Origin of the sequence: Desulfuromusa kysingii, from assembly GCF_900107645.1 — a bacterium.
GTDB lineage: Bacteria > Desulfobacterota > Desulfuromonadia > Desulfuromonadales > Geopsychrobacteraceae > Desulfuromusa > Desulfuromusa kysingii.
This window is the reverse complement of the sequence record NZ_FNQN01000010.1, coordinates 1-13,381: the sequence shown is the minus strand read 5'-3', so window position 1 is coordinate 13,381 and position 13,381 is coordinate 1. Positions and strand designations below refer to the sequence as shown.

Annotated in this window: 13 protein-coding genes; 7 read left to right on the top strand and 6 right to left on the bottom strand. The window is 47.1% G+C overall.

Annotated elements, in window-relative coordinates; genetic code table 11:
- The first annotated feature begins 144 nt into the window (after window positions 1-144).
- The 3 genes from BLU87_RS14415 (at window position 145) to tsaA (ending at window position 2,754) form a co-directional block, all read left to right on the top strand.
- Window positions 145-825 carry a Crp/Fnr family transcriptional regulator gene (locus BLU87_RS14415; protein ID WP_092350070.1) on the top strand — a complete coding sequence of 227 codons (681 nt, stop codon included), beginning with the start codon at window positions 145-147 and terminating at the stop codon, window positions 823-825.
- A gap of 281 nt (window positions 826-1,106) precedes the next feature.
- Window positions 1,107-2,015, top strand: a complete 909-nt coding sequence (locus tag BLU87_RS14410) for a DMT family transporter (protein WP_245706597.1) — start codon at window positions 1,107-1,109, stop codon at window positions 2,013-2,015.
- Between the two features lie 13 nt (window positions 2,016-2,028).
- The gene (tsaA, locus tag BLU87_RS14405; protein WP_092350304.1) at window positions 2,029-2,754 is read left to right on the top strand and encodes a tRNA (N6-threonylcarbamoyladenosine(37)-N6)-methyltransferase TrmO; all 726 of its coding nucleotides are present in this window, start codon (window positions 2,029-2,031) and stop codon (window positions 2,752-2,754) included.
- Here the strand turns inward: tsaA and BLU87_RS14400 are convergent.
- The 3 genes from BLU87_RS14400 to BLU87_RS14390 form a co-directional block, all read right to left on the bottom strand.
- The gene (locus tag BLU87_RS14400) at window positions 2,748-3,083 is read right to left on the bottom strand and encodes a hypothetical protein (RefSeq protein WP_092350068.1); all 336 of its coding nucleotides are present in this window, start codon (window positions 3,081-3,083) and stop codon (window positions 2,748-2,750) included. The two genes, tsaA and BLU87_RS14400, sit on opposite strands and share 7 nt — an antisense overlap.
- An 87-nt stretch (window positions 3,084-3,170) precedes the next feature.
- Window positions 3,171-4,529, bottom strand: coding sequence for a multiheme c-type cytochrome (locus BLU87_RS14395; RefSeq protein WP_092350066.1), 1,359 nt, complete (start codon window positions 4,527-4,529; stop codon window positions 3,171-3,173).
- Between the two features lie 22 nt (window positions 4,530-4,551).
- Window positions 4,552-5,118, bottom strand: coding sequence for a cytochrome c3 family protein (locus BLU87_RS14390; RefSeq protein ID WP_092350063.1), 567 nt, complete (start codon window positions 5,116-5,118; stop codon window positions 4,552-4,554).
- A 287-nt stretch (window positions 5,119-5,405) separates the two neighbouring features.
- Here BLU87_RS14390 and BLU87_RS14385 point away from each other — a divergent pair, with 287 nt between their 5' ends.
- The 3 genes from BLU87_RS14385 to BLU87_RS14375 are packed head-to-tail and all read left to right on the top strand — an operon-like array spanning window position 5,406 to window position 8,635.
- On the top strand, window positions 5,406-6,959 hold the full coding sequence (locus BLU87_RS14385; RefSeq protein WP_092350061.1) for an ATP-binding protein: 1,554 nt from the start codon (window positions 5,406-5,408) through the stop codon (window positions 6,957-6,959).
- Window positions 6,956-8,302 (top strand): sigma-54-dependent transcriptional regulator, encoded by a 1,347-nt coding sequence (locus BLU87_RS14380; RefSeq protein WP_092350060.1) that lies wholly within the window; start codon window positions 6,956-6,958, stop codon window positions 8,300-8,302. The genes BLU87_RS14385 and BLU87_RS14380 overlap by 4 nt, the downstream gene beginning before the upstream one ends.
- A gap of 57 nt (window positions 8,303-8,359) precedes the next feature.
- Complete coding sequence (locus BLU87_RS14375) at window positions 8,360-8,635, top strand: YciI family protein (protein ID WP_092350058.1); 276 nt, start codon at window positions 8,360-8,362, stop codon at window positions 8,633-8,635.
- 185 nt (window positions 8,636-8,820) lie between these two features.
- On the opposite strand, the gene BLU87_RS14370 is transcribed toward BLU87_RS14375, so the two are convergent.
- The 3 genes from BLU87_RS14370 to BLU87_RS14360 all read right to left on the bottom strand — a co-directional run bounded on the left by BLU87_RS14370 (window position 8,821) and on the right by BLU87_RS14360 (window position 11,730).
- Window positions 8,821-9,324 carry a PaaI family thioesterase gene (locus BLU87_RS14370; RefSeq protein WP_092350056.1) on the bottom strand — a complete coding sequence of 168 codons (504 nt, stop codon included), beginning with the start codon at window positions 9,322-9,324 and terminating at the stop codon, window positions 8,821-8,823.
- 21 nt (window positions 9,325-9,345) lie between these two features.
- Window positions 9,346-9,966: a LysE family translocator gene (locus BLU87_RS14365; protein ID WP_092350054.1), complete on the bottom strand. Its 621-nt coding sequence runs from the start codon at window positions 9,964-9,966 to the stop codon at window positions 9,346-9,348.
- Window positions 9,967-10,512: 546 nt separating this feature from the next.
- Window positions 10,513-11,730: a Fic family protein gene (locus BLU87_RS14360; RefSeq protein WP_245706595.1), complete on the bottom strand. Its 1,218-nt coding sequence runs from the start codon at window positions 11,728-11,730 to the stop codon at window positions 10,513-10,515.
- 570 nt (window positions 11,731-12,300) lie between these two features.
- Here BLU87_RS14360 and BLU87_RS14355 point away from each other — a divergent pair.
- Window positions 12,301-13,381 (top strand): IS256 family transposase (locus tag BLU87_RS14355; protein ID WP_092350052.1); only part of this gene is annotated, 1,081 nt, incomplete at its 3' end.

The following is a 13,381-nucleotide window of genomic DNA, read 5'->3' as shown; positions in this document are numbered from 1 at the left end:
TAGTAAATCAGAAGTAACATGCTACCACTATAAGCTAGGTTACAATTAAGCCATTGTTTTGCGAAGAACAGAAAAAGATTTTTTTGCGACAGTTCCAGCCGGATATTGGTATGCTTAACAAACAGGAAATGAGATGGAGGGCCAATGGATCAAAAACTCTGGTATATAAAAAAATCTGGCGGTGTATTTTCAGGTCTGAATGAGTCAGAAATGCAAACCCTCGCAGATATTAGCAGAATGGTCGAGTGCCAGCGTAAACATCAATTTTATTTATCAGATGAGTTGAGCGACAAAATCTATCTGGTCAAAAAAGGAAAAGTACGTCTGGGAAAAGTCAATAAAGATGGAAATGAAATTACCCTCAGCGTGCTGGGACCTGGTGAAATATTTGGGGAACTCGCCATCACTGATGAACAACATCGATCTCATTTTGCAGAAGCAACCGAAGATACGCTTGTCTGTGTTTTCCCCCAGGATAAATTCCAAAAGTTTCTTGGAGAACACCCGATCATAACCTTTAAAATGATGAAGCTGATTGGTTTTCGCTTGCGTGAACTGGAAACACGCTTGCAAGATCTGGCTTTTAAGACGGTCGCCGAGCGTCTTCGTGGAACGTTACTGCACCTTGCTGAAAAATATGGATCTGCGGATAAAAACGGTCAAATAAAGCTCTCAATAACTCAAAAAGATATTGCTTTTCTTGTTGGTGCAACCCGAGAATCTGTCGCAGAAGAGCTTGCTACAATGAAACGGGCCGGGCTGGTGAAAACGGCTTATCGTTCACTTCTGCTTTCCAATCTGGATGCTCTTCGAGAACAATTTTAAATTTTATTTCCCCGTAGACTTAAACTTCCTCCTGCCTCTTTCTCCTAAAGTATTTTCTCCAATTGTATCCCGACTTACATCCATCTGTATCCTGTTCCTGTATCGTTACCCCAATGAAAAAAATTAAATCCAGAGGAATTCTGTTGGTTATGGTATTTGCCCCCTTGATTTATTTCTAGTCAAGGGGCTCATTTAAATACTCGGGGTGCATTTCGATTTTTCTAGCATCTAAATTCCCGTCAGCTTATCTTGGGTTCCATTTTTACTTATGGAGCCCCCTTTTGACCGACAAAACTTACAATCTACTGCCATCGATCAGCCTGATTATGGCGATGCTGCTCTGGTCCAGTTCCTTTGTTGCCCTGAAGATTGCCTTTCAGGGTTATCACCCGATGCAGGTGATTTTTGGGCGGATGTTTATTGCCAGCCTCTGTTTTGTTGCCTTCCTCCCCTCTTTCCGGAAGATCAACTGGCGGCGTCAGGATATTAAATATCTCTTGGTTATGGTGATCTGCGAACCCTGTCTGTATTTTATATTTGAGGCCAAAGCATTAGAGTTGACCAGCGCATCGCAGGCGGGGATGATCACAGCCATGCTGCCATTAATGGTGGCAATTCTCGCTTGGAGTTGGTTAAAGGAAAATATAGGGAAACAAACGTTGGCAGGTTTTTGTCTGGCAATTCTCGGTGCTTGTTGGTTGAGCCTGGCCAGTGAAGCCAGTACAAATGCACCGAACCCGTTATTGGGGAACTTTTATGAATTTCTGGCGATGGCCTTTGCTGCGGCATATACAGTTTCTCTGAAACGTTTGTCGAGCAATTATCCACCCCTGTTTATCACCGCACTACAAGCGTTTGTCGGCAGCCTGTTCTTTTTTCCCTTTCTGCTCCTCCCTGGAGTTGGTTGGCCCGCGAGCTGGGATTTCGCCCCAGCTTTGGCAGTTCTCTACCTAGGCACGATGATCACTTTCGGCGCCTATGGTTGTTATAATTATGGCGTCAGTCGGATTCCTGCCAGCCGTGCTGCTGGATATGTTAACTTGATTCCGGTGTTCGGCGTCATTTTGGGAATGCTGATCCTAGGGGATAAGTTGAATTTATCGCAGTGGTTTGCCTGTGGATTGGTGTTTTACGGTGTCTGGTTGAGCAGCCGAGGTGGTCGCTCCCTTAAACAACAGCCCGTCGAATAAACGGTAAGCTATGATAAATTATCCATTGGAACCAATCGCACTTATCCATACTCCATTTAAAGAAAAATTTGCGACGCCGCGACAACCGGGATTGGTCCCTTCTGTTCACGCTCAAATTGATTTTCATCCCGGCTTTGCGACGCCGGAAGCCATCCGTGGTTTGGAGGGTTTTAGCCACCTCTGGCTCATCTTTCTGTTTCATCAGAACTGGCAAAAAGGTTGGCAACCAACCGTTCGTCCTCCTCGCCTGGGAGGCAAGCAACGAGTTGGGGTTTACGCCTCCAGATCCCCTTTTCGACCAAATCCGGTCGGCCTATCAGCGGTTAAATTGCTGGATATCCATGTTGATAAAGGAAATGTCTCTCTACTCGTGGAAGGGGCAGACTTAATCGATGAAACCCCGATCCTCGATATCAAACCCTACATCCCTTACAGCGACAGTATCCCGGAAGCCCAGGGAGGTTTCGCCGAAAAGACTCCGCAAGCGACTTTGAAGGTGGAATTTACCGAGGTTGCCAGACAGCAATTGCAGCAATATTTAAGCGAGGCTCCAAGGTTAGAGTTGATGATTCGGGAAGTCCTGGGTCTTGACCCGCGACCTGCCTACCGCCGTGGAACCGAAGATTCACAAGAATATGGAGTGCGGTTCGACAACTACGAAATCCGCTGGAAAAATTTTCAAGAAAAACTCATTGTAGACAGCATCGAACCCGTTAATCAGGACCTCACAGCCTACTGACACTGAGCACTTCCTAGAACAACCCACTCCTCATGCTGTGCAAGTTTTTTGATATCGATAATCTGAATCGTGATATTTTTATCTACAATCTCTTTCTCTTTGATGATCTCACAAGCATGCTCTGCGTAGGAGTCATAACCGGTACTGTTATCGAACACACCAATTTTCAACAATGATTTAGATTCCCACATCGCATCGAGAGCGCCTGGTTCATCATCCCCTTGGAAAAATATGACAATCTCATCATACTTAGGCCCGAAGCTCTCTGTCAGGGCAAAGCAGGTAGTAGCAACAGACAACAGCAGAAAAATAATCAACAATCTCTTCATGATCTAACCCTTTTATTTGCTGGAATAAAGATTAAAAGCCCCTATCTTGCGACAGGGGCTTTTGTGCGTCTTAAGAAGAGATGATTGTTAAATCGGTCCAGTGCTCATAACCGTGCTCAAATCTTCAATCTTATTGTTTTCGAGGCGCCAATTATAGATACCTTGCATATCTTTAACGACTTGGAATACCTGGAAGAAACCATGCCAATGGGCGTAGTCAGGACCAAACATCGCGGTACCATGACGGGCACGACGGCCGGTGTGGTGCCAGAGGAAGTACATCAGCTCTTGGAATCCGTCACTCCATGGATCGTCACCAAGCAGACCCTTGGCGGCCAGTTCGGTCTTCATTTTCACCGCTTCATCCCAGTAGACATTATACAGGGCAACAGCACTATCCAGGGTTTGTCTGGTCTCATCGATATGAGATGGACCATGACAATTGATACAGACTTTACGCATCAACTTGTCCCCTTTGACTCCGTCCCCACGGACGCCGGTACGAATCTCACTGCGCTGGTGGACCAGGTCCCACTTGAGGCGTTCGTTGACGTTGTGGGTCGTCTGCAATTCACCAATACCAGACATATGGCAGGTGGCACAAGTTGGGGCGCGATAATCGCCGGGCTGCCAGGTTCCAGAGGCACTGTCCCATGTCCACTCTTCACCTTCGGTCAAAAAGATCTGGCCGTGCTTCGATTCATGATAAATTTCGATATGGGGATGATCTGGACCAAGATGACAGCTGGCACAGGCTTCCGGCTTACGCGCTTCGGCAACAGAGAAAGCATGGCGGGTGTGGCAAACAGTACAGGTGCCGACGGAACCATCTGGGTAGAGGGTACCGACACCGCCGGGCCAGGTGTTATTAATGGGTTTGTTGTCGGGGCCAAGTTCAACAACTGAACCATGACACACCTTACAACCAGAAGTACGAGCGGCCTGATTAGTCAGAGAGCCGTCTTCAACACCAAGAAAAGCCGCACCTTCATAATGTTCCTGTAGTTTGACCAGTCCCCCACCAGATTTATTTTTATCATAAACAGCAGCTCTGGACAGATCAGCATGACCACTCTTCATAAATTCATCAACTTCGCTCGGATGACAGCGAGAACAAGTTTTTGCTGAGACCATCGGCGAAATAAATATTTTGGTCCCCTTCAATCCTGAGCACTGACCGGCCATCGGTGAGTTAGACTCAACATTGTGGCAATCGTAACAGGAGACGCCAGCATTGGCCATTCTGCCGACCTTCCAGTCTTCATAAATTCCGGGAGTTTTTTCGGCATGACATTCAATACATTTTGCTGCTTCTTCAGTGTAGCCACGCTGGATCTCGATTTTCCGTGGTGCCAGATTGGGGGTGTCAGCGGCGATGGCCATCCCGGCCCAGACCAGCAGGCCAGCAAGGGTGATCAATCCAATCTTTCCATAAATGTGTTTCATCTTAAACCTCCTTCTCTCTCAATTATTTTTCCGCTGCATAAAATTTTTCGACCGTCTGCAACATATCTTTGTGACCTACGTGCATATGACATTCAGCGCACATCTTGTTTGCTTCACCTCTTAAATAGGATCGGTGAGCGATCAAACCACCACTTGATATGCCTGGTGGCGTCAGATTGTGATGACAGCGGTGACAGGCACTGTCAAAGGTAAACTTGAGACGATTTTCTTCGGCATTTGCAGCCCAATCGAAACTTTTCCCATCAATGAAGAAATTGTGATAGATATCACTTGTTCCGGTTATTGCCTTGGTGACTAAGTAATTCACGAAGCCGCTATGTGGCAGATGACAATCAACGCATTGTGCTGTAAACCCTTGTGGATTTTTGCCCCCGTGAACGGATGCTTGCCAGGCGGTCCTGAAGGGCTCCATAACGTGGCATTTTGAGCAGAATTCATCAGTGTTGGTTGATTCGACCATAAAGCCCGATGCCAGAACCAAAACCATTGCACCGACAACACCAAAAACGGCTCCTAGCATCCACATCTTTTTCGCCGTGGATATCCTTGGGGTCTGTCTACTTGACATTCAATCACCTCCTTACTTGAGTGGCAGTCTGTTATCCTTTCCATGTTGAGAATAATTTCATCATCAATAATCAATTGTAATAATTAAATCATAATAAAGCTCAATAACAAGCTCACCATCGATATTGTTTTGCAATGGGTGTGCCGTAAATAAAAACTCTATATTTCAGCAATATATAAAAGATAGAATGTTATTTTCGTTACCATCCGGTAGCTTTTGTGGCACTCTGTGTGTTACCGTCCGGTAGCAGCGGTTGCTCCTCTCACGATCAAGGGGGTCTCTTTTCTATGCAGTTAAAAACCAAGCTTATCCTGTTGATCAGTCTGGTGATCTGTATCTCTTACGGGATCACGTTCTATCGCACATCCAGCTTCCAGGAAGAGCTCGTTGTCCAACAAGCCACCCGGCAAGCCAAAATGCTTTTCAACCAGATCCGTCTGACGCGCCAATGGGTCTCCGATCACAATGGCCTCTTTCTGGTTAAGACTTCTGGCGTTGAAAGTAATCCCTTTCTTGAGGATGGCGAAATTCAAGATGATCAGGGGCACTGGCTGGTGAAGCGCAACCCGGCGATGGTGACCCGGGAACTCTCCTTGTATGCAGCGAAAGAGGGGATGGGACAGTTTAATGTGACCAGCTTACAACCAATGAACCCGGTAAATGCTCCCGATGCTTTTGAACGCCGTAGCTTACTTAAATTTGCACAGGGGCTCCCTGAAGCCGTAGAAATTGAGCAGCTTGGGGGAAGCTACAGACTCCGCTATATGGCACCATTGATCGTCGATTCCCAATGTCTGGTCTGCCATGATCAACAGGGTTACGCCCTCGGGGATATCCGTGGAGGGATGAATGTTACCGTGCCAATGGATTGGGCATACGCAGAAATTAAGGGGAATAACCGGATGTTACTTTGGATTGCCCTAGCGACCATTGTCATCGTCTCGTTGAGTATCTACCTGTTGTTTAATTTTCTGGTTGCTAAGCGATTGTCACTGCTTGCCGCAGCGATGGATGGATATCCGCAGCAATCCTTTCCTACTGTGGCTGAGCGCAATGATGAGATCGGGGTGCTAAGTCAGCACTTCCAGCGACTGTGCAACCGTCTAGAAACGTCGCAGAAGGACCTTGATGTCAGTCGTGAGCAGGTTTTCCAAAGCGAAAAACAGGCAGCACTTGGACGCTTGGTTGCCGGTATTGCACATGAAATTAACAACCCCTTAGGGGGGATGCAGAATTGTATCCAGACCATGCAGCGGAATATGGATCGGCCCGAATTGCAAGTTCGCTATATGGCAATGCTCGGTCAGGGAACGGAAAAAATCAAAGGGATCGTTCAGAAACTATTAAATATTGGCAGAAAAGAGCCTCTGGAGGTCAGTAAAGGTGATGTGGATCAAGTTATCCGCGATTGTCTGGAGTTATCTTGTGTCGGGCACAAAAATATTCAAACCAACCTGGATCTTGGCATCAATCAGCTGGTGACAACAGGGATAGAATCGTTACGACAAGTCATTATGAATCTCGCCGGAAACGCTGTCCAGGCGATTGGTGCGCACGAAGGGGAAATAAGGGTCAGCAGTCACTTGGATGACGAGAAGATTTTTATCGAACTGTCCGACACGGGACCAGGGATCAAGCCAGAGTATCTGGATAAAATTTTTGAGCCCTTTTTTACGACCAAGCAGGTTGGCGATGGAACGGGTCTTGGACTCTCGGTCTCCGCGGCTTTAATCAACCAGTTGGGTGGCTCGATAGCAGTAAAAAACAGACCCGCCGGTGGCGCCTGCTTTACTTTGCAGATTCCTGTAGCAGGGCATTCTTTGTTGAAGGGGGATGAATGAACACCCGAATTCTGGTCGCGGAAGATGAAGAAATCATGCGGATCACCGTGGTGGACCATCTCCGCCATCAAGGCTGGCATGTCGATGCGGCGACAAATGGGACTGATGCTTTAGAGTGCATCCAGAAGGGGAGTTACGATCTGGTTCTGTCCGATATCCGCATGCCGGGTTTGGATGGCGAAAAGCTGCTTTTAGAAGTGAAACAATGTGCTCCGCGAACAGAAGTTGTCCTGATGACGGCCTACGGCAATACCGAAAGTGCCGTCAATTGTTTGAAGCAAGGCGCGGCAGATTACATTCTGAAGCCTTTTGATCTGGATGATCTCACCTTCCGGGTGCAACGGTTGTTGAATATTCAGGCCATCAAGATCCGTTGTGTTTCTCTGGAGAATTGTTGTGGTCAACGGCAACCATTGATCGGATCCAGTGCGCCGATGCAGCAGTTACTCAATCTGATCAGCCAGATCACGCAAACGGATTCCACGGCTTTGATTCAAGGAGAAAGCGGCACCGGAAAAGAACTGGTCGCTGCCGCTATTCACTACGAAAGTCGTCGTGCTGATAAACCTTATATTCGAGTCAACTGTGCGGCGATTCCGGGAGAACTGCTGGAATCAGAGCTGTTCGGACATGAAAAAGGGGCCTTCACTGGCGCGGAGCAAACAACGCTGGGTAAGTTTGAATTGGCCGATCAGGGGACGATCCTCCTCGATGAAATCGGCGAAATGCCTCTTAATTTGCAGGTGAAATTATTACGCGTGCTACAAGAGCAAGAGATTGAGCGGGTTGGGGGCAACGCACCGATTCCGATTAATGTTCGGGTTCTCTGTGCCACCGCTAGAAATTTGAGCGAAGAAATCAAAAAAGGGACCTTTCGGGAAGACCTCTATTATCGCCTGCAAGTGATTCCCGTTACAGTGCCATCGTTACGGGACAGACGCGAAGATATCCCTGCATTGAGTCGTTATTTTCTGCAACAGTTTGGGCGGGAACGAGGCTTGACGTTCACCCTTTCCACTGAAGCTGCTGCAGCATTAAATGGCTATCCCTTCCCTGGAAACGTCCGCGAACTGAAAAATATTCTGGAGCGTTTAACGGTACTGGCTCCAGCTCCTCACATTCAGCTCTGGGATTTACCCGTTGAAATTCGTGGAGGCGAAGGGCAATCGACGGAAACCGGAGAGATCAACCTTGCGGCAGCTGTCGCTGTCGCAGAAAAGCTATGTATTCGCCGCGCCTTGAAAAAGACCAGTGGCAATCGTACGGCGGCAGCAGAGATCCTTGGGATCAGTCGTAAAAATCTGTGGGAAAAAATGAAGCAGTATGGGATAAAATCATCCTGAAAAGATTATTTGAAGATCATCAATACGTTAACTTATTTTCAATGGAGAATATCTGTCATGCTTTTTGTTGTACGTAGTGTCGATAAAAAAGGTCATTTACCTGTACGTTTGGAAAATCGTCCTGCCCATGTGGAATACTTGAAAGGATTTGGTGACAGACTTTTTGCTGCTGGAGCTCTTTTGGATGAAAACGAAGAGATGTGTGGTTCTGTTGTCATCGTTGACTTAGCAGATAAGGGGGAAGCTGAAACGTTTGCTGCCGGGGATCCTTATGCCCAGGCAGGTCTCTTCGAGCAACAGACGATTGATCGCTGGAATAAAGTGTTGCCATAAGCCGGAACAAGTGAACGTCCTGATAACAGTTGTTTTGTCTGTTGATTCTGTATTTAAATAATCGCTGATTGCAAATATATGAAAGTTGCGATACATTACCGTTCGCCAAAAAAATCCTCCCAAATGGTTATTTTGGCGCTGTGTAAGGGGATACGGCGTATCTCCTTACACTTACTCATCCCCCCTTACAGTTCTATCTCATCTGGAAGTTCACCTTCGGGAGAAAACCATTCTTCTTCAATAAAATTACTATCGGTGATTTGCTGTAAGGTCCTTTTCATGTATTTTCCCTGTGCCAGAACGGCAACGGTGCCGTCAGGTAAATAGAGCTCTCCGGTCCCTTCATACAAGCGTCCCCGGTCGTTAGTGACACGGCCAATCACCTTTAATTCAACTCCAAGGGGAACGGGCTTTTTATATTTGACTTGCAAATCGATGGTGACACCGAAAGTATCCTGATCATAATGTGCCATGATCGCCCTGCCAATCACTTCGTCCAGTAGAGCCGCTGACACGCCGCCATGGGCAATACCGGGATAACTTTGATGTTCGTTCCGTGGTGTGAACAGAGCGATGACCTCCTTCTCATCGGTTTCAAAAAAACGTGTTTTCAACCCGAATTGATTCTCGGTTCCGCACACCAGGCACTGCTTGGAAATATGTTGAGATTTAGTAATTTTATGGTTCATTGTGTCCTCTGTAAGTCGGTTTTAGGCTAGAATTTGTAACAGTTTCAGACCATCATAAAACAGCTTTCCTGCCAGAATGATGATAACGAAACCAAGACAACGAATGATAGCGCGATAACTGTTTCCTGTCAGGAAGGTTTTTGATTTTCCGGTAAGGATCGCAACGATCACTTTAGAGCCAACAAGACACACATAAAAACCACCGAGAAAAGCAGCCCCTGCAAGCGGCTGCTGGTTGACAGCTGAAACCATTGTTGGCGCGCCAACAGTAAGCCAGAACAGGTAAGGATGCGGACTCAAAAGGTTAGTCAAGATCCCTTTGGCAAGAGACGTTGGCCGCGTGTTTGTTGTCTCCAAGTTGATATCTGCCATTTTTAAGCTCTGGTAACCGGTCAACAAGAGAAAAAACCCGCCTCCCAGAGAAATAGCTCCCAACGCAGCATTGAAATCGGATAATTTTGCAAAAACAAAGAATGCAACCAAAATAATGGGCAGATCGGTCACTATGGGTGACAGGGCAACTTTAACGCCAGAGCGAATATTGTGGTGGAGGCTTTCAGAGATAACCAGTGCCAGCAATGGCCCCGGAGCGAACCCTGCAGATAATCCAAGAATGGTACCAATGGCCAAGAAGCTGATCATGATCTTTTCCTACCACAGGATCATCCAAGCCACCAAGTCAAAAAATATCATCTCCGTGTCAGAGAGCAAGTCGTTTAATAACTTAGCTACAAAGGGAAATATCGGTATCTGCTATCAAGGTGAGAGTTGATCACGATGATCAGAACGACACCACTAAAATGTCCCGGTGAGGTTGGTCGGTTTAGCAAAGCGAAAAAAAGGGGTCACACAATAAAGTGTAACCCCTTGAATTCTCTGGTGCCCAGAGACAGAATCGAACTGCCGACACGAGGATTTTCAGTAACTGGAAGATGGAGACAATGTAGTAGTTGTAGTTAGTTGCTATTAGGTTTTGTTGGCATTTAATGTTTTTTCGGGGAGCAGGGTTTTGGTTCTGCTCCCCATTCTTATGGCTGGTCAGATTCACGTTTAGTTCACGTTCGGATCAACGGAAACCAAGATGGCTGGCCCCTCCCCAAGAAAGTACCTTAGCTATGGAATCCCTAGCAAGGTAAGAACTTCCTTCGACTAGATACTTTCGGTTTGTATCGCTTGTCATCTAGAGGGTTATGCTTCCGTCATCTCCACCCCCTCTGGATAGAGTTGCGGAAAATAGTATCCAGCGACTTTGGTTGGGAATGCTAAACGAACAGGAGCTCTTTCCGAATCCGAAGTTAGGAGCTTCTTTTCAAGTAAATCTTTGAGAATACGACGTGCAGTTCGGTCGGGTTTGCCAGTAATGCGCGCAACCTCACCCCTTGGGACTTCTCCACGGAAAAAAGCTTCGCGTAGTAAATATTTTGCTTCCAGCTGCAATTCTCCAAAGCTTACCTGCCGATCAACATACCCATCTAAACGACGCAGAAAACCATCTAGCTCTAAGCGTCCTGACATGAAAGTAATCTGGTCTAGGGCCGTTCTTAGAAAGAATGTGCAGAAATCAAGTAGGCCTTTGTTGGACAGATTCCCTCTCCCATCCAAGTCGCCACGTCGGTGTTCGTCAGCACCAGCCAAAGCTTCCATATAGGCAGCTCGGTTTCGTGCAAGCCCCCTCGACACAGTCCACAATCCATGCCCATCTATGCGTGCTTTGACTAGATAGGCATGAGTAAAAAGCCGCGTCACTCTGCCATTGCCATCCAGAAAGGGGTGAATCCAGGCTAGGCGATGATGTGCTGCTGCCGCTGCTATTACCTTTCGTATCTCTCCCAGCTTGATATCTCCGTAGCAATCCTCGAAACGTTTCAAAAAAGAAACAAGTGTTCCTGAGGCAGGGGGAATATGTCGACCAACTTCGACCTCGTCCTCTCGCAACTTCCCAGGAATAACTATTTTGGTTTCTCCACTGGGTGCCTCGACCTCCCTGAACTCATCAGGGATACGCTCATAAAATTCTTGGTGAATCCAACATAAAAACGCATGGGAGCATATAGTTTCATTCGTATTTTCAACGAGCTTTTGTTCGATTAGTCGTTGTACGTCTATATGGGCAACACTCTCCACTTGTAGTGCGCGCTTTGCGGGCTCATGGGAATAGTCGCGAGCCATGGCCCGTTCAATGTCTGCAGGGTGAGTATTGTGTCCTTCAATTAGGTTGGAGTAGTAGCTGTTCATAGTACGCACAAGCTCTACAACTCCCCTGCGGGTCACCGGATGCAGTCTTTCCCCTAGTGCTGCAGACTGACGTATTACCTCAACAGAAAGATCACTTAGCTCTTCACCTTTGGAGGTAGGGAACATTGGCTCCATCTGTTGAATTTTGTTGTAGAGAACATCTTGGACCACAATGAACTCCTTTCTTTTTTGCTATCGTTAATGATAACAGAGCATAGCATGCAGAAAACAACTAGACTACTCATTTGGCCACTAGCTTGGCCACTAGCTTGGAAGATCAACTTGGAGCATCTTAGCTTGCCTAGCGAAGAAGGGCAAGTAGGATCTAGCTAGACAAGCTAGCTAGAGACGTTAGTTGATTGCGGTGATATGGCCACTATTTTGGCCACTAACTTATTAGTTGGTTGGGAGGTTTAACTTAGAGCTAACTAGCTTTTCTAGCGAAGGAAGAAAGATAGACCCTAGCTGGACAAGCTAGTTAGAGAAATTGGTTAGACAAGGTGGTTTGGCCACTAGCTTGGCCACTAACTAATTAGTTAGCTAGGAGGCTCAATTTTGAGCTGTCTAGCTTGCCTAGTGAAGGAAGATAGATAGGGGCTAGCTAGGCAGGCTAGGTAGAGACGTTTGTTAGATAAGGTGATTTGGCCACTATTTTGGCCACTAACTAGAAAGCTAGAGTGTGTAAAAAACTTTGTGTAAATGGTCACAGTCGGTTACAACTCGTAACCACTGGAGGCACTAATGACCATACCGAAAGACTTGCTCGATACCCTGATGAAGGACTACAAGAATCCTGAAGATCTCATCGGAGAAACCGGGCTGCTGAAGCAACTAACCAAGCAACTGCTGGAGCGCGCAATGCAGGCTGAGATGACCGATCATCTTGGTTATGAGAAGAACGCTCTTTCGAACAATAAAGCTGGTAACGCTCGCAACGGCAGTTACCAGAAGAAGATCAAAGGGGAGTTCGGCGAGCTTGATATTGCCGTTCCCCGTGATCGTGATTCCAGCTTTGATCCTGTAATTCTGCCCAAAGGTCAAAGTCGTTTCACCGGGTTCGATGATAAAATCATTGCGCTCTACGCTCGTGGAATGACCACTCGCGATATTCAGGCGCACTTGGAAGAGATGTACGGTGTCGATATTTCACCGACGCTGGTCTCTCAGGTGACCAAGGCTGTTCAAGAGGAGATAGCCCTCTGGCAAAACCGACCGCTGGATGAAGTCTGGCCGATTGTTTATCTTGATGCCATACGCGTCAAAGTGCGACAGGATAACCGAGTCATTAATAAGGCCGTTTATCTGGCCGTCGGCGTCAACATGGATGGCTTGAAAGAGGTCCTCGGTATGTGGACCGCCGAGACCGAAGGAGCCAAATTCTGGTTGCAGGTCGTGACTGAGCTAAAGAATCGGGGCGTAAAGGATATCTTCATCGCCTGCGTCGATGGCCTGAAAGGATTCCCTGAAGCGATAGAAACGGTTTTCCCGGATACGCAGGTTCAGCTTTGTATCGTCCACATGGTGCGGCACAGTCTGAACTATGTTTCCTGGAAGCAGCGCAAGGAAGTTGCCGCTGACCTGAAGGCAATTTACTCTGCTCCGACCATCGAAGAAGCTGAATATCACCTTGAAGTGTTCGAGGGAAAATGGAATGGTAGCCATCCGACAATTGGCAAATCATGGCGGAACAACTGGGAACGAATTACACCGCTGTTTTCGTATCCACTGGATATCCGCAAGGCGATCTATACGACTAACGCCATTGAGTCGGTCAATATGTCGCTGCGAAAGGTGACGAAGAATCGGGGCTCGTTTCCAAACG